This window comes from Paenibacillus sp. 2TAB19 (genome assembly GCF_052115185.1).
GTDB lineage: Bacteria > Bacillota > Bacilli > Paenibacillales > Paenibacillaceae > Pristimantibacillus.
On record NZ_JBFRGE010000076.1, the window covers coordinates 1 to 22,690 of the forward strand.

Sequence of the window (22,690 nt, forward strand, 5' to 3'; positions counted from 1 at the left end):
TATGAGCACTTGCATGGTATACGACCGTTGCATAGATGAAGAAGGAATTACGGAGAAGCACCCGATTAAGCCGGCTTCGCCATATGCGGGAGCCAAAATTGCAGCCGAGAATATGGTGTTGTCCTACTATTTTGCATACGGATTGCCGACAGTCGTTATTCGCCCGTTTAATACGTACGGACCGTTCCAGAAAACTGGAGGGGAAGGCGGTGTCGTTGCCATTTTCGTGAAAAACAAACTTGCGGGCAAAGACGTTAATATTTACGGAGAAGGCACGCAAACGCGGGATTTGCTCTATGTTGAGGATTGCGCTCGTTTTGTGGCGGAAGCCGGATATTCGGAGAAGGTGAACGGTCAGATCGTAAACGCCGGTCTTGGCAGAGACATATCGATCAACGAGCTTGCTCTATTAATTATGGGGGACAGCAATCGAATCCATCACGTGGAACACATCCATCCGCAGAGCGAAATTCAAAAGCTGCTATGCAACTATTCCAAAGCAAATGAGCTATTGGGCTGGAAACCGCTTATTTCGTTGGAAGAGGGTATTAAGCGTACGGAACAATGGGTGGCCTCAACAGATCTAATTTAAAAACGGGCTTCTAACAAACATCGTTTTACAGAGAAAATTGCAGTAATAATCGCAATGTATTCGCTTACAACAAATTGTTTGACAATTCCATTAACGTGGTGGTATAGTCAAATTGTGGGCCAGACCTTAAGACGCCTCACAGTATTTGAAGATGAAGGGAATGTTTGCGAATGCAAGGTAAAGTAAAATGGTTTAACGCTGAAAAGGGTTACGGATTCATCGAGACTGAGCAAGGCGGCGACGTATTTGTTCATTTCTCCGCAATCCAATCCGAAGGCTTCAAAACACTCGAAGAAGGCCAATCGGTTGAATTCGACATTGTTGAAGGCGCACGCGGTCCACAAGCTGCAAACGTAGTCAAACTGTAATCATCAGGCTATCATTAGCCACCTTATAGATGGTTCATTGACAAGTGCCTATCACAAAGCTCCGGGAAACCGGGGCTTTTTTTTGCGTTCAAAAATTTAAATGGTCCAATATGGACAAATTCGACAAACAATTCAATAAAATTACAAGTAACAAGGAAAATAGACCTAAAAAACTAGTAGAGGCCTGCCGATAGTAATAGTAATGAACGACCATTATAATTGTGGAGGCAATCACATGAAGTTGAAACCGAAATCGAAAGTACTGCCTAGATCGAAAGGGAAATCTGCAGCGAAACTTGCAACAGGTCTATTAAGCGCAACTCTGCTATTGTCTGCTGTAAGTCCGGCAATTGCTTTCGCAGCTGGAACTACTGCTCCAATAGCTGCATCCATCAGCGTAGTTAACAATAAAGCTGGGGTTAAAGATACGGTTAAAGTAACCGGGCTTGAAGTTGGCGATATCATTAATGTATACAATACCGCATCTGCTGGTACTCTTCTCGGTACAGCAACGGTGGCAGCTGACGCGACTGAGGCTACTGTTCAGATCAATCAGATCGGCAGCGGGACTGGCAGCGTATATGTGACTGTTACACGTGGTGAAAATACGGAGAGCTCCAGAACAGCCAAAGCTTTCGATTCCGAAACATCAGCTGCTCTGAATGCTGCCGCAATTACGGTTACTAATGAAGCAACGGGTACAGATGACACGGTTAAAGTTACCGGATTGGCCGAAGGTGACGAGGTAACGGTATATGGCCGTATTATTGCTAGTGCCGTGGTAGGTTCCGGCGAGACGGAAGTAACCGTCGAAGAAACGGATCTCTTGACTGCAACGGGCGGTACAGCTCAAATATCGGTTACTAGATATAATAAATTGGAAAGCGCGAAAGTTACGAAAACCTATGGGTCAGAGCCGGTTACATCCGTTCCACTTGCCGCTAACATTACGGTTGATAACTTTAAAACAGGCGTAAACGATAAGGTCACAGTCAAAAATCTTGTAGAGGGTGACATTGTTAGCGTCTATAAAGCCGCTACGGGCGGTACGGCAATTGGCACTGCTACAGTTGAAGAGGGCGAAACCGAAGCGACGGTCAGCATCGAGCAGCTTGGAACAGTTAAGGGATCGGTCTATGTAAGCTTGAAGAGCGAAGGCAAGCTAGAAAGCGCACGCGTACTGAAAGCATACGACACAGATGCGAGCCCTGCGCTGGTAGCAACGGCAATTACGGTTACGAATGGTCCTACTGGCAAGGATGATACGGTGGTTGTTACAGGTCTTGCTGAAGGCGACGTAGTTAGCGTGTACGGCGTTGTAACTGGCGGTACGGCACTGGCAACGGCAACTGTTGAAGAAGATGAAACCGAAGCAACGGTTACGAAAGCAGACATGCTTACGGCAACTGGCGGAAACGTATACGTGTCCGTGACGAAGAAAGATAAGTTGGAAAGCACTCGCCTAGTCAAAGCTTATGCTACTGAGACCGTATCGACTGCTCCAGTAGCAGCCAATATCGCGGTTAGCAACTTTAAGACAGGCGTTAGCGATGAAGTTAAAGTTTCCGGACTGGCTGAAGGCGATGTAGTTAACGTCTATAAGGCGGCAACAGGCGGCACGCCGCTCGGTACGGCAACTGTAGAAGAAGGCGAAACGGATGCGGCGGTTTCCATTGCACAGCTTGGAACGGCAGCGGGAACGCTCTACGTTAGCGTGAAGAGCGAGGACAAGCTTGAAAGCGTAAGAACGTCCAAAGCATTTGAATCGGAGGCAAGCGCTGCACCAGTTGCAGGAACAATCACGATTACGAATAACGGTACGTCCAAGGACGATACGGTTGAAGTAACGGGACTTGCCGAAGGCGATGTAGTGAAGGTGTACAGCGTGGCTACGGGCGGCACTGCTCTTGAAACGGCAACGGTAGAAGCAGACGAAACGTCAGTAACGATTACGAAAGCTGACTTGCTTGTCGCTAAGGGCGGTACGTTGTATGTATCGGTAACGAAAGTGAACAAAACGGAAAGTGTGCGCACTGCCAAAACTTATGTAACTGAGCCTGTAACGACAGCTCCGCTTGCAGCTAATATTTCAGTAGACAACTTCAAGGTTGGCGTTAGCGATACCGTTAAAGTAACGAACCTTGTTGAAGGCGATGTAGTAAATGTATATGGCGTGGCAACAGGCGGCACTGTTCTTGGTACGGCAACTGTAGAAGAAGGCGAAACGGATGCGACAATTACGATTGTGCAGCTCGGAATTGCTAAAGGTTCTGTGTATGTTAGCGTAAGAAACGACGGTAAAATGGAGAGCGTACGAGTTGCTAAAGCATACGACGCTGAGGCAAGCACGGCGTTGTTAGCAACAGCCATTACCGTTACTAACAATGGCACGAGCAAAGATGATACAGTCGAAGTAACGGGCCTTGCCGAAGGAGATGTGGTAAAAGTATACGGCGTTGCAACGGGCGGTACAGCACTCGAAACGGCAACGGTAGAAGAGGGCGAGACGTCGGTAACGATTACGAAAGCCGATCTGCTGGTGGCCAAAGGCGGCACTCTGTACGTTACCGTTACGAAGCTTAATAAGACGGAAAGCACGCGCACAGCGAAAACTTATGCAACTGAGCCTGTAACGACAGCTCCGGTAGCTGCTAATATTACTGTTGTTAATAATAAAGCAGGCGTGAACGATACGGTTAAAGTGACAAACCTTGTAGAAGGTGATGTAGTAAGTGTGTACAGCGTGGCAACAGGCGGCACAGCGCTAGGTACGGCAACCGTTGAAGAAAGCGAGACCGATGCAACAGTTTCCATCACGCAGCTCGGTACCGCAAAAGGCAATGTCTACGTAAGCGTTAGAAGCGACGGCAAAATGGAAAGCACAAGAGTCCTTAAAGCGTATGATGCAGATGCAAGCGCAGCATTGCTGGCAACGGCGATTACGGTTACGAACAATGTAACAGGCACTGAAGACACGGTGAAAGTTACCGGCCTTGCAGAGGGCGATGTAATCAGCGTATATAGCGTAGCAACAGGCGGAACAGCTATTGCCACTGCAACGGTTGAAGAAGGAGAGACGGAAGTAACGATCTCCGAAGAAAACCTTCTGGTAGCAAAAGGCGGCACTGTCTATGTTGCGATAGCAAAAGAGAACAAAGCTGAGAGCACGCGTACTGCGAAAACTTACCTAACAGAACCTGTATCGACAGCTCCGGTTGCTACGAAAATCRCGGTTGTGAATAACAAATTAGGTGTAGACGATACCGTTACAGTAACCGACCTCGTAGAAGGCGATATCGTGAAGGTATACAGCGTAGCAACAGGCGGCACTGCAATTGGTACGGCAACGGTTGAAGAAGGCGAGACAGAAGCCGTTGTTGAGATTGAACAACTCGGCACTGCAAAAGGCAATGTCTATGTTACGGTTACTAACGAAGGTAAGCTTGAGAGCGCAAGAATTCTAAAAGCTTACGATGCAGATGCAAGCCCGGCTTTGGTTGCAACGGCTATTACCGTTACAAATAACGGAACCGGCAAAGAAGACACGGTTAAAGTTACAGGACTTGCTGAAGGCGATGTAGTTAGCGTATATAGCGCTGCAACAGGCGGAACAGCACTGGAAACTGGTACGGTAGAAGAAGGAGAGACCGAAGTAACGATCTCGAAAGTAGACTTGCTTAACGCTGCTGGCGGTACGGTATACGTGACCGTTGCAAAAGGCGACAAGGCGGAAAGCATTCGTACAGCTAAAACTTATGCAGTAGAGCCTTCGACACCAGCACCTGCATTAGCTACTATTACAGTAACGAACAACAAAGACGGCGTGAATGATACTGTTGAAGTAACGGGTCTTGTTGCAGGCGATATCGTTTATGTATACAAAGCAGCAGCAGGCGGCACGGCGCTTGTGTCCGGTACGGTAGAGGAAGACGAAACGTCGATTAAGGTTTCTATCGCACAACTGGGTGCTGCTAAAGGAACTGTGTACGTAAGCGTGAAGAGCGATGGTATGAAGGAAAGCCTAAGAACGGCTGCTGCATACGAAACGGAACTTACAGCTCCGGCACTTGCGACTAACATCGTTGTATTAAACAATGATGGTGAAGATGATATCGTTCGCGTAACTGGCCTCAAAGAAGGCGACGTCGTGAAAGTTTACGATGCTGCGACAGGCGGAACGGTAATTGGTACTGCAACGGTAGCTGACGGTAAACTCTCCGTTAACGTGAAGATTGCTCAAATCTCCACTGGTGCAGGCAAAGTTTATATTACAATTACAAGAGGCGACAAAGTCGAAAGTATTCGCGTAGTGAAAGACTACATCGCTGAATAATCATTGTATGCGATAAGCAATAATCTATAATTGCCTTGGCTTCTCCATGCTTGTGCATGCGGAAGCCAGGGTTTTTTCAAACCTTAGTTCTACTATGTATTTATCTGAAAATTCTAAATAAACTAAAAACAATTTTGTATTCGCTTCCCGCATATGATATAATAAGAGCATGTAAAGGAGGAGTTCCCCATGATGTACAACATTCGAGGTCAACGCTTTCAAGTTACAGATGCTTTGAGAGACTACRTCGAGAAGAAACTCAGCCGATTGGAAAGATATTTCGAAACGCCAGTCGCCTCCGAAATCAACGTTACCTTATCGGTGACCAAAGGTCAGCACACGGTAGAGGTGACAATCCCGCTCGTCGGCGTTATGCTCAGAGCCGAAGAGAAGAGCGAGGATATGTATGCATCCATAGACGTTGTAGTGGATAAGCTGGAACGTCAAATTCGAAAACATAAAACAAAGGTGAATCGTAAATTCAGGCAAGGCAGCGGTGTACGTGCATTGTTCCGAGAGGAAGGATCGGCCGTATCCGTATTGGATGAGGAAGATGAACTGGAACTCGTGCGCACGAAGCGCTTTACTCTTAAGCCTATGGACGTGGAAGAAGCCATTTTACAAATGAATATGGTGGGCCATAATTTCTTCGTTTTCGCCAACTCAGATAGCAAGGAAGTTAACGTCGTGTATAAGCGCAGCGACGGCAAATATGGATTAATTGAACAAGGATAATGTAACCATATACGGAAGCGGAAAGCACCTCTTTTCCCTAGTGGGAAAGGGGTGTTTTTCGTTTCAAGGGCATCCGTTGCGGAGGTGTCTACAAACTGTTACAATTTAAGGCAAAGAGTCGTAATTCGAAAGGGGAACAATATGCTCGGATTAGTGAAAAAGATATTCGGCGACGCCAATGAGCGAGAAGTGAAACGGCTCATGCGCACGGTAGATGAAATAAATGCAATGGAATCCAAATTTACTGCGCTGAGCGATGATCAGCTACGCGGGAAGACGGATGAATTCAAGGCGCGTATCGCGAAAGGCGAGGAGCTTGAAGAGCTGCTGCCTGAAGTATTCGCGACAGTAAGGGAAGCGTCGAAGCGCGTGCTGGGCATGCGTCATTTCGACGTTCAGTTGCTAGGCGGCATGGTGCTTCACGAAGGCAAGATCTCGGAGATGAAGACGGGTGAAGGCAAGACGCTCGTCGGTACGCTTCCGGTGTACTTGAATGCGCTGCTCGGCAGAGGCGTTCATGTCGTTACGGTCAATAACTACTTGGCACAGCGCGACAGCGAGCTGATGGGTCAGCTGTATAACTTCTTGGGCATGACTGTAGGCTGTAACCTGCACGGCTTGTCGCATGACGAGAAGCAGGAAGCTTATGCTTGCGACATTACGTACGGAACGAACAACGAGTTCGGTTTCGATTATTTGCGCGATAATATGGTGCTTTATAAAGAACAAATGGTTCAACGCCCGCTTTACTTCGCGATCATTGACGAAGTGGACTCCATCTTGGTCGACGAAGCGCGTACGCCGCTTATCATTTCCGGACAAGCTGCCAAATCGACGGAGCTCTATTACGCGGCTGACCGCTTCGTAAGCCGTCTGAAGYCAGAGKAAGACTTTACAATCGACGTGAAGCTTCGCAACGTGACCCTCACGGAGTCAGGCGTAGAGAAGGCAGAGCGTGCGTTCAGCATTGAGAACTTGTTCGATCATGATAACATTCTAATTAATCATCACGTTCAGCAAGGTCTGAAAGCGAACTTTATTATGAAACGCGACGTTGACTATGTTGTCCAAGAGGACGAAGTTGTAATCGTGGACGAATTCACGGGCCGTCTGATGTCCGGACGCCGTTATAGCGATGGTTTGCACCAAGCGATTGAAGCGAAGGAGCAGCTGAAGGTTCAGAACGAGAGTATGACGCTGGCAACGATTACGTTCCAGAACTACTTCCGTATGTACCGCAAGCTGGCGGGCATGACGGGTACGGCTAAGACGGAGGAAGAAGAGTTCAAGCGGATCTACGGCCTGGATGTTATTCAGATTCCTACGAACCGTACGATGGTCAGGAACGACCTTCCGGACGTCGTCTACAAAACCGAGAACGGCAAGTTCAAAGCCGTTGTCGAGCAGATCGTAGAGCGGCATGCGAAGAACCAACCGGTGCTCGTAGGTACGATCTCGATCGAGAACTCTGAGAAGCTCTCCGAGATGCTCAAACGCAGAGGCGTTCAGCACAAAGTGCTTAACGCGAAGTTCCATGCGGAGGAAGCAGAGATTATTTCCCGCGCTGGTCAAGCAGGTTCGGTTACGATCGCAACGAACATGGCCGGCCGCGGTACCGATATTTTGCTGGGCGAAACGGTTGGCGAGCTTGGCGGTCTGCACATCATCGGCACGGAGCGTCATGAGAGCCGCCGGATCGATAATCAGCTTCGCGGACGCGCAGGACGTCAAGGCGACCCTGGTTCGTCGCAGTTCTACTTGTCGCTGCAGGATGAGCTCATGCGCCGCTTCGGTTCCGAGAACATCATGGGCATGATGGATCGTCTTGGTCTGGACGAGGATCAGCCGATCGAGAGCCGGATGATTACGAAGGCGGTTGAATCCGCTCAGAAGCGCGTAGAGGGCAATAACTTCGATACGCGGAAAGTCGTCTTGCAATATGACGATGTCATGAATCAGCAGCGTGAAGTCATCTACAAACAGCGTCGCGATATTCTTGGCTCGGAAGACATCCGCCAAGAGGTTATGGATATGATTAAGCCGGTTATCGATCGGATCGTTGAGGCGCATTGCTCGGAGGATATTCCGGAAGAGTGGGATTTGGAAGCAATCGTGGATTACGTGCAAGCAACGTTCCTGGAGGAAGGCTCGATTACTCGCGACCAGCTCTGGGGCAAGGAGAAGGAAGAGATTGTCGACCTCATCTACGGCAAAGTTGTTGCATACTATGACCAACGCGAGGAAGAGCTTGGCAAAGAGACGATGCGTGAATTCGAGAAGGTTGTCGTGCTGCGCGCAGTAGACAGCAAGTGGATGGATCATATCGATGCGATGGATCAGCTTCGCCAAGGTATCCATCTCCGCGCTTACGGCGGTACGGATCCGCTTCGCGAATATCAATTCGAGGGCTTCGAGATGTTCAAGGAAATGATCGAGAACATTCAAGAGGAAGTATCCAAATATATTATGAAAGCTCGCGTCGAGAGCAACCTGGAGCGTCAAGAGGTTGTGAAAGGACAAACGACGAGCACGAGCGGCGGCGGAGAGGCTGCCGAGAAACGTCCTGCGAAGCGTGAAGAGCGCGTCGGACGTAACGATGCATGCCCATGCGGCAGCGGCAAGAAATATAAGCAATGCCACGGAAAGTAATAGAAGATAGTACGCCAACACACGATATTCGCGTCCTGCGAATATCGTRTTCTATTGGCAACAACCATTAATATGAGGTGAAGCAGACGCTATGTTAGACATAACGGTGAAACAAGATCTGCGTGAAATGGCGAAACGACTCCAAGAACTTAGGGGGTCTCTTTGACTTAGATCTTAAGCAAGAGATGATAGCGAACTTCGAGGAGAAGATGTCGTCGCCGGACTTTTGGGATGACAATGACCGAGCGCAAGGCATCATATCTGAACTAAACGCGGTGAAGTCGGTGGTCGAGGAATATGACCGCATGAATGCCGATCAAGAAGATCTGCAGATGATGCTGGAGCTTGCAGAGGAAGAGAGCGATGAATCGCTGGAAGCCGATCTCGTTAGCGGAGTCAAGGCGCTGAATAGCAAGCTGAGCGACTTCGAGCTGCAGTTGCTGCTTAATCAGCCGTATGACCGTTTAAATGCAATCGTCGAGCTGCATCCGGGCGCTGGCGGGACCGAGTCGCAGGACTGGGGAATGATGCTGTACCGGATGTATACGCGATGGGCGGAGAAGCGGGGCTTCAAGGTCGAGCTGCTTGATTATTTGCCTGGGGATGAAGCCGGAATTAAGAGTGTAACGATTCTTGTCAAAGGCCACAATGCTTACGGCTATATGAAAGCGGAGAAGGGTGTCCACCGTCTCGTACGTATCTCGCCGTTCGATTCGGCCGGCAGACGGCATACCTCATTCGCATCCTGCGATGTAATGCCGGAAATCGATGACGATATCGAGATCGAGATTCGTTCTGAGGATCTGAAGGTCGACACGTACCGTGCCAGCGGCGCGGGCGGCCAGCACGTCAACAAGACGGAGTCGGCGATTCGGATCACGCATATTCCATCGGGAATCATCGTAGCTTGTCAGCAAGAACGTTCGCAGATAGCGAACCGTGACCGTGCGATGAAGATGCTTCGTTCCAAGCTCTACGAGCGTAAGATCGAGGAGCAGATGAAGCATTTAGCCGAGATTCGCGGCGAGCAATCGGATATTGCATGGGGCAGCCAAATTCGCTCATACGTATTCCATCCGTACAGCATGGTCAAAGATCATCGGACGGGTGTGGAGACAGGTAACATCGGAGCGGTGATGGACGGCGAATTGGACGCTTTTATCGATGGATACTTGCGCAATCAGATTCGCCACGAATAGCGGATGGCTCTTGAGCCAGAAGCTGCAAGCGAGCTTAATTGCATAGGATAGGAGAAGAGTTCCAACACTGATAAGGTGTGGAACTCTTCTTTTTGCCGCTTGCCGCTTACATAGAAAAAACACGAAACGAACCTTACATACCGTTTGCCGAATAAAGGAGATGACATCATGGCGGAAGAAAGTAGGGTTAAACGAAGAAAAAGCAGGGAGCAGCTTAGTCCGAGGACAATGTTGGTCTGGCAGATCGCACAACTGCTAGTCGGCTCGGCGATCGTAGCCGTAAGCTTCAATATGTTCATGGTGCCTAACGGCATTGCCTCCGGAGGCGTTTCAGGATTGTCGATCTTGGTGCAGAGGCTGGCTGATATTACGCCGGCGATTACGCAATGGGCGATTAATATTCCGTTGTTCTTTGCCGGGTTATGGCTGCTTGGCAGGAAATTCGCCTTGAAGACAGCGCTCGGCTCGGTGCTGCTTCCGTTGTTCGTCCTGCTTACGGATGGCATACATACGCCTACGCATAATCCGCTGCTGGCGGCCATCTACGGCGGCATCGGCGTCGGATTAGGCCTCGGCCTCGTGTTTCGCGGTGGCGGTTCGACGGGCGGCGTCGACTTGGCGGCTCAAATTTTGCATAAGTACACGGGGCTTCCGCTTAGCCTTGCGGTCGTATGCTTCGACGGCTGCGTGATTGCGGCGGCGGGGTTCATCATTTCGCCGGAGATAGCGCTCTACGCGCTTATTGGTTTGTTTGTCACGAGCAAGACGATCGATTTTGTTCAGACGGGTCTCCAACTCTCTAAGGTAGCTTTCGTGATTAGCGATCAGTCGGAGCAAGTCGCGGACGCGATCTTGCATGATTTGGACCGCGGGCTTACGCGGCTGGACGGCCATGGCGGTTATACCGGCGCCGGTCGAACGGTGCTAATGGTTGTCGTGTCGCAGAATGAAGTGCCGAAGCTGAAGCAACTCGTGCGGGCCATTGATCCGAACGCTTTCGTTATCATAAGCAACACGGCCGAGGTGCTTGGCCAGGGCTTCAAGCTAGACGGCTAACAGCGCGATAAAGGTGAGTTTGATGGCATCAAATGTTCATTGTATTTTTATTAATCAAAATGTATAATAATACGAAACGCTGCATGTATTTTCATCAACTGTGGAATGATGTACAATTAAAAGTTGTGGAAGAGGACAACCTTCCGTTCATAAATACAAGAAAGAATAGGGATTCAATAATAGATAGAGCGGCTGTACGAAGCTTTGGCGCAGGTTGCCACGAGATAGCGGCCGGTAACGAGGAGATGTAAATAATGGAAACGAAGTTGAAAGTAGCAATTGTAGGCTCAACCGGCTACGGCGGCGTTGAATTGATTCGGTTGTTGGCCTCTCATCCGCGCGCGGAAGTGACATCGGTCACTTCGTCCTCCAGCGCTGGAACGCCTATCTCGCAAGGCTTTCCGCACCTGACGGGCATTCATGAAGAATTGCTCGACGATGTGACGCCTGAGACGATTAAAGCGAAAGCGGATGTCGTGTTCTTGGCCACGCCTGCTGGCGTAGCTTCGAAGCTTGCTCCGCAGCTGCTGGAGGTCGGGCTTAAAGTTATCGACTTGTCTGGCGACTATCGGTTGAAATCGCCTGAGCTGTATGAAGAGTGGTACAAGAAGCCTGCGGCAGACGCGCGTTACTTGGAGCAAGCCGTATTCGGACTTGCCGAAGTATACGGCGACAATGTTCGCGATGCGGCGTTCATATCTAATCCGGGCTGTTACCCGACTGCGACGCTGCTTGGGCTAGTTCCTGCCGTTAAAGAAGGCTGGATCGATCCGGCAACCATTATTATCGATGCGAAATCCGGTGTATCCGGTGCGGGCCGCGGGCTATCGCTTGGCAATCATTATGCCGAAATTAACGAAAACTTCAAAGCTTACAAGCTGAACAAGCATCAGCATATTCCGGAAATCGAGATGGTGCTTTCGGATGCGGCGGGCAAACCTGTCGTGACGACGTTCTCTACTCATCTAGTTCCAATGACTCGCGGCATTATGTCCACAATGTATGCGACGGTACAAGGTGAGAGAAGCGCAAGCGACTTCATCGAGCTGTATCAGCGTTATTATGAAGGACGACGCTTCGTGCGCATTCGTCCAGAGGGCGAGCTGCCATCGACGAAGGAAGTATGGGGCTCCAACTATTGCGATATTAGCTTCGCGGTTGATAAACGCACCGGCCGGGTTACGATTGTATCGGTCATTGATAACTTGGTCAAAGGCGCTGCCGGCCAAGCGATCCAAAATATGAATATAATGATGGGCTGGGACGAGACGCTCGGTTTGCAATTCGTTCCTGCATATCCGTAAGGTTATTTTTTGCATGCAATAATAAGAGAGCTGACAACGGACTCATACGCTTGTTACTTTATAATATTCGATCAGATGAAGGAGAAACGATCTTATTATGGGACAGGGTAATCATTCACTGTTCTCGGTCGTCGAAGACGGCTCGATAACGACGCCTATTGGTTTCACAGCAGGCGGATTGCATTGCGGACTGAAAAAATCGACGCGCCATGATCTTGGCGCGATCGTCTGCGAGGTGCCCGCAGCGGCAGCTGGCGTATATACAACGAACGTATTCCAGGCAGCGCCGCTGCTGGTGACGCGTGAGAGCATCGGCTCCGGCGGCACGCTGCGCGCGGTGCTCGTGAACAGCGGCAACGCGAACGCGTGCACAGGTAAGCAAGGCGAAGCGGATGCTTATGAGATGCGCGCCCGTTTTGCTGAGGCGATCGGCGTGTCGGCCGATCATGTAGCCGTAGCTTCTACCGGCGTTATCGGCGAGCTGCTCAAGATGGACAAAGTAAGAGCCGGTATCGATGGGCTGCCAGGCAAGCTTGCCGGAGACCGTACAGGAGCGGATCATTTCTGCCAAGCGATCTTAACGACTGATCTTGTGCAGAAGATGGTGTGCGTAGAGCTCGAGATTGACGGCAAGCGAGTAAGCGTTGCGGGAGCGGCGAAAGGATCTGGCATGATTCATCCGAACATGGCGACCATGCTTGGCTTCGTCACGACGGATGCGGCAATCGGCAGCGAGGCGCTGCAGCAGTTGCTGCGTCAGGCGACTGACCTTACGTTCAATATGATTACGGTTGATGGAGACACAAGCACGAATGACATGCTCGTAGCGATGGCAAGCGGGCTTGCCGGCAACAACGAGCTGACACCGCAGCATGAAAGCTGGGCAGCATACGCTGCTGCTGTTCGCTATGTATGCGAAGTGCTTGCTAAGGCGATCGCGCGCGACGGTGAAGGCGCGACGAAGCTCGTTGAGGTTCAAGTGCGCGGCGCGGTGAGCGACGATGCGGCGCAAGCCATTGCCAAGACGGTCATTGGCTCGTCGCTTGTGAAGTCTGCCGTATTCGGCGCTGACGCGAACTGGGGCCGTATTATAGCGGCTGTAGGCCGTGCGGGTCAGCCGGTTAATCCAGAGACGGTCGACATTCGACTAGGCGACATTATTACGCTGGAGCAGTCGCGTCCCGTCGTGTTCGACGAAGCGGCTGCCTTGGAATATTTAAAGGGCGACACGGTCGTTATCCTCGTCGATCTACATATGGAAGATGGGCAAGCAACGGCATGGGGCTGCGATCTGACCTATGATTATGTCCGCATTAACGCGGCATATCGGACATAGAGAGTCTAACGTTGGAGGGCATAATACATTGATAGAGCAACGGTTTGTTATGAAATGCGGAGGCAGCACGTTAGCGGMGCTCCCTGATGGTTTCTTCGACGAGCTGCGCGAGCTGCAGCAATCGGGCGTACGTCCGGTTATCGTGCATGGCGGCGGACCGGCTATATCCGAGACGCTGTCTAAGCTAGGCATTGAATCTGAATTCGTGAACGGCTTGCGCAAGACGAGCGACGAAGTGCTGGATGTTGTTGAGATGGTACTGGCAGGCCGCATTAATAAAGAGATCGTCCGCAAGATTCAGACGCGAGGCGCACAAGCGCTTGGTCTGTCCGGCGTAGACGGCAAGCTGATTCAAGCAAAGCCTGTTGCGAATGCAAGCGAGATTGGCTTCGTGGGCGACGTAACGGACGTGAATGCAGCTGTTATTGAGGGTGTAATGGGAATGGGCTATATTCCGGTTATTGCTCCCGTTGGCATCGATGGGGCTGGACAACGCTATAACATTAATGCGGATACGGCAGCAGGAGCGGTTGCTTCCCATCTCGGGGTTGAACGGATGATCGTCGTAACGGACGTGCCGGGCATACTGAAGACGGTGGACGGCGAGAAGCAGGTATTGCCGACAGTGACGGTCGAAGAAATCGAAGCGATGATCGCAAGCGGAGAAATATACGGCGGCATGATTCCGAAGGTGCGTGCAGCTATTCAGTGCATACAAGGACGGGTGCGCGAGGTCGTAATCGTTAGCGGCGAGCAGCCGGGCGTATTGACGAAGGCTGTCCGCGAGGGCGGAGTAGGCACACGTATCGTACAAACAAGCGAAGGGCGGGTGTAATGACGATGAGCGAGACAAAGACGGCAGTGGATGCAGGTCAATCCCTATTGCCTACATATGCAAGGTATCCGCTGGCTCTGGTGAAGGGCGAAGGAAGCTGGCTGTGGGACGATCAAGGCAATCGTTATTTGGACTTTATGAGCGGCATTGCCGTTACGAATCTGGGCCATGCGCCTAAGCGCGTCAAGGAAGCGCTTGTGAAGCAACTCGACGAGCTGTGGCATGTGTCCAATCTGTTCCGCATTCCTAACCAGGAGGAAGCGGCGAAGCTCATTACGGACAATAGCAGCGGCGATGCTGTATTTTTCGGCAACTCGGGTGCTGAGGCCAACGAGGCGGCTATTAAGCTGGCGCGTCGTTACCAGCAGCTCGTACAGAAGAACGGACGTTATGAAATCATTACGTTCGAGCAGTCGTTCCACGGTCGGACGCTTGCGACGCTGACGGCTACCGGCCAAGCGAAAGTAAAAGAAGGTTTTGCGCCGCTGCCCGAAGGCTTCAAGACGATTCCGTTTAATGATCTTGCGGCGTTAGAAGCGGCTATATCGGATACGACTGCAGCGATTATGCTGGAGATGGTGCAGGCCGAAGGCGGCATTTATCCGGTCGATAAGGATTACATCAAAGCAGCTAAGGCTTTATGCGAGAAACATGGCATTCTGCTTATTGTCGATGAGATTCAGACGGGCATCGGACGGACGGGCAAGTTGTTCGCATATGAGCATTTTGGCATTGAGCCGGATATTTTCACATTGGCCAAGGGTCTCGGAAGCGGCTTCCCGGTCGGCGCCATGGTCGCCAAGGAGAAGCTTCGCGAAGGGTTCACGGCGGGCAGCCACGGCTCGACGTTCGGCGGTACGCCGATTGCGACGGCTGTCGTGAAAGCGACGCTGGAGGAAATTGTAGGTGACGGTTTGCCGGCACGAGCTGCCGAGCAAGGCGAATACCTAATGGCACAGCTGCGCGAGAAGCTGCAAGGCAATGGATTTGTACGCGATGTGCGCGGACTCGGTCTGCTCGTCGGCATTGAATGCGCAGAGCCGATCGCACCAATCCTGGTAGAGGCGCAGCAGAAGGGCTTGCTCGTCATTTCCGCAGGGCCGAATGTCATCCGCTTGCTGCCGAATCTGCTCGTAACGACAGAGGAGATCGACAGCGCTGTAGCTATTCTGACAGAGCTGCTGGAGACGAAACGTCCGAACTAATGGGATATATAAGCAACCGTAACAACGACGCAGCGAAACGATAGGTTTCGCTTGAAGGAGGGCAAACGCATGCAAGGAACGATTAACGAGGAGTTGGCGTTAAGCCTGAAAGGGCGCGACTTCCTTATGCTGGTCGACTACACGCCGGAGGAAATCCGGTACTTGATCGATCTCGCTATTGATTTGAAGAAGAAGCAGAAGGCGGGCGAAGCCCATCAACTGTTGAAAAACAAAACACTCGGCATGATTTTTGAGAAATCATCCACGCGTACGCGCGTTTCGTTCGAAGTAGGCATCTACCAATTGGGCGGCCAAGGGCTGTTCCTAAGCGGCAGTGACCTGCAAATCGGACGCGGCGAGCCGATCTGGGATACGGCGCAAGTGCTGTCCCGCTACCTCGACGGCATCATGATCCGCACATTCGAGCATCGTAAAGTGGTTGAGCTTGCTCGCGGAGCAACGGTACCGGTCATTAACGGACTGACAGATTTGTCGCACCCATGCCAAGCGCTTGCTGATTATCAGACTGTGCTTGAGCACAAGGGCCGCCTCGAAGGGCTGAAAGTGGCTTACGTCGGTGACGGTAACAATGTGGTTCATTCGCTGCTGATGGGCGCTGCCAAACTCGGCATGAACATGTCGGTCGCTACGCCTGAAGGCTATGAGCCGGATGCGGACATTATTAAGCAAACGATGAGCACGGCTGCTGAGACAGGTTCGATCATCCAGATCGGCCGTGATCCGAAGGAAGCGATTGCTGATGCCGATGTCATCTACACGGACGTATGGGCAAGCATGGGGCAAGAAGCCGAGCAGAAGGAACGCGAGCTTGCTTTTGCCGCTTTCCAAGTCAATGAAGCGTTGACCAAATATGCGAAAAAAGATTACCTGTTTATGCATTGCTTGCCTGCGCACCGCGGCGAAGAAGTGAGCGAAGGGGTTATTGACGGCGCGAATTCGGTTATTTTCGACCAAGCGGAGAATCGTCTGCACGCTCAGAAAGCCATCATGGCAGCTATTATGTCTTAATAGAAATTTCATTTGAAGGGGAGTAAATATTCATTATGGCAAAAGAAAAAATCGTGCTTGCCTACTCCGGCGGCCTGGACACATCGGTAATCCTAAAATGGTTGAAAGAAACGTACGACGCGGAAATTATCGCATTCACGGCTGATATCGGCCAAAAGGATGAGCTGGACGGCCTCGAAGCGAAAGCTCTTGCTACAGGCGCATCGAAAGTATACATCGACGACCTGCGCGATGAATTCGCGAAGGACTTTATTTACCCGATGTTCCAAGCGGGAACGCTGTACGAAGGCCAATACCTGCTCGGCACATCGATCGCACGTCCGCTTATCGCTAAGCGCATGGTTGACATCGCACGCGCTGAAGGCGCTACGGCGATTGCGCATGGCGCAACGGGCAAAGGCAATGACCAAGTCCGCTTCGAGCTGACGGCTGCAGCGCTTGCTCCTGAGATCGGCGTAATCGCGCCTTGGCGTCTGGAAGCGTTCCGCGAGCAGTTCCCTGGACGCGCCGAGATGATCGCTTATGCCGAGAAACACGGCATTCCGGTTACGGCATCGGCTGCTAAGCCTTATTCGACAGACCGCAACCTGCTGCATATCAGCTTCGAGAGCGGCATGCTTGAAGATCCATGGTTCGACCCAAGCTCGGAGGAGAACGAGAGCATGTACGTGCTGAGCGTATCCCCAGAGAGAGCGCCGGACAAAGCGGAATACGTTGAGCTTACATTCGAGCAAGGCAACTGTACAGCTATTAACGGCCAAGAGCTTAGCCCGCTTGAAGTGATGGAGACGCTGAACGAGCTTGGCGGCAAGCACGGCATCGGCCGTGTCGATATGGTGGAGAACCGCTTCGTCGGCATGAAGAGCCGCGGCGTGTACGAAACCCCGGGCGGCACGATCCTGTTCACGGCTCATCGCAAAATGGAATCACTTACGATGGACCGCGAAGTTATGCACCTTCGCGACTCCCTTATCGCTAAATACAGCCAACTCGTATACAACGGCTTCTGGTTCGCGCCTGAGCGTCTTGCCCTGCAAGCGCTAGTCGAAGAATCGCAGAAGAACGTGAGCGGTGTTGTTCGACTGAAGCTGTACAAAGGCAACGTAATCGGCGCTGGCGTGAAGAGCCCGGTCAGCTTGTACAACCCGGATATCGCGACGATGGAAGCAGACCCGTCCCAAGCATACGACCAAGGCGACGCAACAGGCTTCATCCGCCTGAACGCGCTTCGTCTGAAAGTATCTTCGGCAGTTAACAACAAATAAATCCGGAAGCTTGGCGGAAGCATGAGGCAGAGGACTCGGCGAAGCTGCAGTAACAGCAGCAGCGGCGTTGAGGGGTGCTGCGTCATGCTTTTCGTCCGTTTCTCCGGCAGGGAGTGTATGAGCGAGTGAGCAAACTATGGGGCGGTCGGTTTACGAAGAAGACAGACCAATTGGTAGAAGAATATACAGCATCGATCATGTTCGACAAAGAGCTTGCCGAAGAAGACATTCAAGGCAGCTTGGCGCATGTAACGATGCTTGGCAAGCAAGGCATCTTGCCTGCCGATGACGTTGAGAAAATCAAGGACGGCTTGCACCGCGTTCTTCAGCGCATTAAGCGCGACGATATTGAATTCTCCATCGGCGACGAAGACATTCATATGAATATCGAGAAAACGTTGATCGACGACGTTGGCACGGTAGGCGGCAAGCTGCACACCGGACGCAGCCGCAACGACCAAGTTGCAACGGATATGCATTTGTGGCTTCGCAAACGCGTTGTTGAATTCGTCGATATGCTGCATAAGCTGCAATCCGCGCTTATCGAGCAAGCGAAGGCGAATATCGATACAATCGTTCCGGGATACACGCATTTGCAACGGGCTCAGCCGATCTTGTTCGCGCATCATCTGATGGCGTACGTGTCCATGTTCGGACGCGACATCGAGCGCTTGCAAGACAGCTACAAACGGATCAATGTGCTTCCGCTAGGAGCGGGCGCTTTGGCCGGCACGACGTTCCCGATCGACCGCCATTTCGTGGCGAGTCAATTGAAGTTCGACCGTGTGTACGAGAACAGTCTGGACGCGGTAAGCGACCGCGACTTCATTCTTGAGTTTCTGTCGGACGCCTCGATCATCATGATGCATTTGTCGCGCTTAAGCGAAGAGCTGATCCTGTGGTCGAGCACGGAGTTCCATTTCGTTGAACTGGATGACGCATTCTGCACAGGCAGCAGCATTATGCCGCAGAAGAAAAATCCGGACGTGCCGGAGCTTGTTCGCGGCAAAACTGGGCGCGTGTACGGCAATCTCGTTGGCTTGCTGACGGTGTTGAAGTCGCTTCCGCTTGCTTACAACAAGGATATGCAGGAAGACAAGGAAGGCATGTTCGATACCGTGAAGACGCTGCAAGGCGCGCTTCAATTGTTCGCGCCTATGATTGCGACGATGAAGGTCAACAAGGATCGGATGCGCCAAGCGGTCAATCAAGACTTCTCGAACGCAACAGACATCGCCGACTTCCTCGTTGGCAAGGGCTTGCCATTCCGCCAAGCGCATGAGGTCATCGGCAAGACGGTATTGTATTGCATCGAGCAAAACAAATACTTGCTCGACCTTACGCTTGATGAATTCAAGCAGTTCTCGCAATTGTTCGACGACCGCATCTACGCGGTGCTTCAACCGGAGCAAGTCGTCAATGCGCGCAATGTATACGGCGGCACAGCGAAGACGCAAGTCCAAGACGCGATCGGCCGCGCCGATGCCGCGCTTGCGGAGACGGCTGCATGGGTGACGGAGTACGTCGAGCGCAGCCGCTAAGCACTGATGTTATAGGAAGAAGAGGGATCTCCCTCTTCTCTTTTTTGTTTTCAATCCTTATTTTTCTAAAAACCTCGACTCGTTTATCCGATAAATAATATAGATTTTTTTATTTTTATATTTAAATCATCCAGAAGAGAGGTTTCAAGAATGAATAAGGCGTTAAGTTTATGGTTAAGTATTGCATTAATCGCGGTTATGATTCCATTATCAAGCGTACATGCCGCCAGATATTTACCATACGTAACGGTCGGCGAATTAAGCGAAGGTTTGGCATGGTATTTGGATTACGATGAAAGCACGGACATTGAAACTTTTGGGTTTATTGATACAGCCGGTAAAGCGGTCATTCCTGCCAAGTATGACGGGGTAATGGATTTCCACGACGGTTTGGCACCGGTCATGCTGAACGAGAAGTGGGGCATGATCGACAAGACAGGCAAAATCGTTATTCAGCCGAGCTATGACTCGATTGGCGAACAATTTGTAGATGGTCTGATGCTAGTCGCTAAGGGCGAGAAGTGGGGCTTTATTAATAAAAAGGGCGAGCTCGTTATTGAGGCGAAGTACGAATCGGCATCCAGCTTCGGCAGCGGGATTGCGCCTGTAGTATTGGACGGCAAGCCGTTCTATATCGATACGACAGGCAAGCAAGTTTTCGAAGCGAATTATGATACGATCTACAATTTCTTGGAAGGTTATGCGATCTATAACGAAGGCGACTATTGGGGTTATATCGACGCGACTGGCAAGGAAATAGTAGCGCCGAAGTATGATTTGGCTTACCCGTTCCAAAATGGACTCGCTCCGGTTCTCAAGGGTGATCTGTGGGGCTTTATCGATACGACGGGCAAGGAAGTCATTAAGCCGCAATACGAAGATGTGTATTCGTTTAATGGAGGATTGGCCGCGTTCATGCAGGACGGTCTATGGGGCTTCATCGATAAAAACGGCAAAGTGGTCGTAAAACCGAAATATGATGAAGTATATTCCGAATATATTGAGGGGCTTGCTTTAGTAGGCAGATACATCAACGAAGAAGACATGGTGCAAGGCTATATCGACGCGACCGGCAAGGAAGTCACGAAGTTCGTCCTCAACTTTTTTGGCGGCGAGTTCGAGAACGGTTATGCCATTGCATCCGACGGCGATTACCAAACCTATTACATTCTAAAGAGCCCTCTGCTTGCGCCCGTTTCCGCGAAGCCAACGGCATCCAAAGTGATGGTGAACGGCAAGGCGGTATCGTTCGAAGCGTACAATATCGGCGGCAGCAATTACTTTAAGCTCCGCGATCTGGCATTAGCGGTTAACGGTACGAACAAAAACTTCGAAGTCAGCTTTGACAAAGCTAAAAACGCGGTCAATCTGCTTGCGAACAAAGCCTATACGCCAGTAGGCGGCGAGCTAGCTGCTGGAACAAGCCAAGCCGTTAAGTCTGCTTCGCCTACCGCATCCACAATTTATGTTGACGGCGTGGAAGCACCGCTTAAAGCTTATAACATTGGCGGCAACAACTACTTTAAGCTAAGAGATATCGCTAAAGTGTTCAACATCGGCGTAACATGGGATGCTTCGACCAGCACGATCGGCATCGATACAAGTCTCGCTTACACCGAATAGAACAGTCGGCAAAGCCCCGCACAGCACAGCTGCGCGGGGCTTTCTCATGCCAAAAACTTTCGTTATCCTGTGAATGCCTGCACTTCCTCGTCCTAGATGCCGTCCTCCACGACCGAATCTTTCGGAGTCGGCGTAGGTGCAGGCGAGTTCTCGCCCTGCTGAGGCCCGCGCTCGATGATCGTCGGCTGCGCGCGATACGTATCATGCGAGACTTTCTCGCGGGACGTTTCTTTGCCGTCTTTATAGAGGATGCGGAACGTGTCAACGACATACCCTTGTTTGCCGCTGTCAACGACGACTTGCTTGCCGGCAGGCAACGAGGCGTTTACCGTCTCCACGATTTTTGGTGACAGGGTGTCCGTAGTAACCGATTCAACATCGTAACGAAGGCTTTCGTCCATTGTGCCGAACAGCTTGATCGTCACCGTGCGATCCTTTACCTCTGTCCGAATGATGAGATGTTTGCCGGTTGTGTTTTTGAAGCGGAAGTTGATGGCGCCGCCGGAGTATGTCGCATCCTGCCCAAGAGGTAGATACGCGACGGGAATCGAGTGATTGCGCCGTTCTACGATTTCAAGTCCTGCTCGCAAAATCGCATTATACAGTGTGCTCGATACTTGGCAGATGCCTCCGCCGATGCCGGGCACAAGCTTGCCGTTCAGAATGACGGGAGCTTCCCGATACGTGTGCTCCTTCTCCGTTGCCGTTATGAGCTTATCGTAATCGAACACTTCGCCAGGAGCGAGATGGGTGTCGTTCAACATTTCCGCCGTAATCGTTACATTATGGGCGCGTCCTTCCGCGCTCGTCTTGAAATCGGTCGAGAACTCGACGATTTTGCGATCAATGCCTTCCTCCTTCAATGCCGCCAGCGTCACCTTCGGGTGAATCGCCGTAATGGGAAGCTCATCGGCGAATGTTCGTTCAATCGGCTTCGCCAGCTCCTGCTCATCAATCCATACCCACCCATTGACTTTCTCGGATAACGATTCAAGCTGGATTCGATAGCCGTCGACATGCGGCACATAAAGCACCTCGTCTTTATCGGTAATCGTACGGGAGGCATCTTTTGGTTCGTTTTTTTCGATCCAGCCCCATTGCTTGCGAACGGCGGAATCGAACGTATCACGCTCCCAGCTCTGCGATAGCGAATAAGACTTCGGAAAGCGGTAACGGTATTCGGCCCGGTCCCATATGCGTCCATCACGCAGCTTAAGCAGCGCCTCTTTCACGCCTTTGAACTCCGCCTTGTATCCTAACTCGCTTACCGCCCATTGCTTGCTGTCGCCGGTCTCGGTATTCGCGTTTATCGTAATGGTCCGTTTTTGGAGGGACTGCTCGTAATCATCCAATAAGCCAAGCGCCTCATTAATCGTCATGCCGCCAATCGGAATGCCCCCCACGACAACGCCTTCGGGCACGGTATCCTGTGTAGCATAGTTCCACAGCAATACCCATCCGACCCCCGCCGCTGCAAGCAATATTACCAACGATATAACCAAGCCGAGATACAGTCGCTTCAAAATGAACAACACCCTTCCCGAATTTGAAAAATAATGAATACTAACCCGTTTACCAACTATATGCATCAGCGGCGCCGTTCTTGTCTTGAGCGGGCTG

At 51.2% G+C, this 22,690-nt stretch carries 16 protein-coding genes; 15 read left to right on the plus strand and 1 reads right to left on the minus strand.

All coding sequences use genetic code 11. The features are described from left to right. From AB4Z33_RS24865 to AB4Z33_RS24935, 15 genes are all read left to right on the plus strand, one after another. The coding region (locus AB4Z33_RS24865; protein WP_442052472.1) for a GDP-mannose 4,6-dehydratase at positions 1-592 on the plus strand (592 nt) is incomplete at its 5' end. A gap of 170 nt (positions 593-762) precedes the next feature. Continuing rightward, entirely contained in the window at positions 763-960 is a 198-nt protein-coding gene (locus AB4Z33_RS24870; protein ID WP_028599014.1) for a cold-shock protein, read from the plus strand. A gap of 235 nt (positions 961-1,195) precedes the next feature. Beyond that, the gene (locus AB4Z33_RS24875) at positions 1,196-5,293 is read left to right on the plus strand and encodes a beta strand repeat-containing protein (protein WP_442052473.1); all 4,098 of its coding nucleotides are present in this window, start codon (positions 1,196-1,198) and stop codon (positions 5,291-5,293) included. 189 nt (positions 5,294-5,482) lie between these two features. Next, the gene (hpf, locus tag AB4Z33_RS24880) at positions 5,483-6,028 is read left to right on the plus strand and encodes a ribosome hibernation-promoting factor, HPF/YfiA family (protein WP_442052474.1); all 546 of its coding nucleotides are present in this window, start codon (positions 5,483-5,485) and stop codon (positions 6,026-6,028) included. Between the two features lie 141 nt (positions 6,029-6,169). Further along, a complete protein-coding gene (secA, locus tag AB4Z33_RS24885) occupies positions 6,170-8,677 on the plus strand; it encodes a preprotein translocase subunit SecA (RefSeq protein WP_442052475.1) in 2,508 nt (835 codons plus the stop codon). Between the two features lie 91 nt (positions 8,678-8,768). Continuing rightward, a protein-coding gene (prfB, locus tag AB4Z33_RS24890; protein ID WP_442052476.1) for a peptide chain release factor 2 occupies positions 8,769-9,876 on the plus strand; the annotation gives its coding sequence in 2 pieces (ribosomal slippage) (positions 8,769-8,840 and positions 8,842-9,876; 1,107 coding nt in all). Between the two features lie 168 nt (positions 9,877-10,044). Continuing rightward, complete coding sequence (locus AB4Z33_RS24895; protein ID WP_442052477.1) at positions 10,045-10,932, plus strand: YitT family protein; 888 nt, start codon at positions 10,045-10,047, stop codon at positions 10,930-10,932. Between the two features lie 254 nt (positions 10,933-11,186). Then, positions 11,187-12,236, plus strand: a complete 1,050-nt coding sequence (argC, locus tag AB4Z33_RS24900; RefSeq protein WP_442052478.1) for an N-acetyl-gamma-glutamyl-phosphate reductase — start codon at positions 11,187-11,189, stop codon at positions 12,234-12,236. A gap of 97 nt (positions 12,237-12,333) precedes the next feature. Beyond that, positions 12,334-13,572: a bifunctional ornithine acetyltransferase/N-acetylglutamate synthase gene (gene argJ / locus AB4Z33_RS24905; RefSeq protein WP_442052479.1), complete on the plus strand. Its 1,239-nt coding sequence runs from the start codon at positions 12,334-12,336 to the stop codon at positions 13,570-13,572. 31 nt (positions 13,573-13,603) lie between these two features. Then, positions 13,604-14,407 (plus strand): acetylglutamate kinase, encoded by an 804-nt coding sequence (argB, locus tag AB4Z33_RS24910; RefSeq protein ID WP_442052490.1) that lies wholly within the window; start codon positions 13,604-13,606, stop codon positions 14,405-14,407. A 5-nt stretch (positions 14,408-14,412) separates the two neighbouring features. Beyond that, a complete protein-coding gene (locus tag AB4Z33_RS24915; protein WP_442052480.1) occupies positions 14,413-15,612 on the plus strand; it encodes an acetylornithine transaminase in 1,200 nt (399 codons plus the stop codon). 69 nt (positions 15,613-15,681) lie between these two features. Beyond that, entirely contained in the window at positions 15,682-16,641 is a 960-nt protein-coding gene (gene argF, locus AB4Z33_RS24920) for an ornithine carbamoyltransferase (RefSeq protein WP_442052481.1), read from the plus strand. Between the two features lie 35 nt (positions 16,642-16,676). Continuing rightward, positions 16,677-17,906 carry an argininosuccinate synthase gene (locus AB4Z33_RS24925; protein ID WP_442052482.1) on the plus strand — a complete coding sequence of 410 codons (1,230 nt, stop codon included), beginning with the start codon at positions 16,677-16,679 and terminating at the stop codon, positions 17,904-17,906. Between the two features lie 125 nt (positions 17,907-18,031). Continuing rightward, complete coding sequence (argH, locus tag AB4Z33_RS24930; RefSeq protein WP_337104011.1) at positions 18,032-19,447, plus strand: argininosuccinate lyase; 1,416 nt, start codon at positions 18,032-18,034, stop codon at positions 19,445-19,447. A 150-nt stretch (positions 19,448-19,597) separates the two neighbouring features. Further along, a complete protein-coding gene (locus AB4Z33_RS24935) occupies positions 19,598-21,070 on the plus strand; it encodes a WG repeat-containing protein (RefSeq protein ID WP_442052483.1) in 1,473 nt (490 codons plus the stop codon). A 92-nt stretch (positions 21,071-21,162) separates the two neighbouring features. Here AB4Z33_RS24935 and AB4Z33_RS24940 read toward each other — a convergent pair whose 3' ends face one another. Then, positions 21,163-22,593, minus strand: coding sequence for a VanW family protein (locus tag AB4Z33_RS24940; protein ID WP_442052484.1), 1,431 nt, complete (start codon positions 22,591-22,593; stop codon positions 21,163-21,165). Between the last annotated feature and the right edge of the window lie 97 nt (positions 22,594-22,690).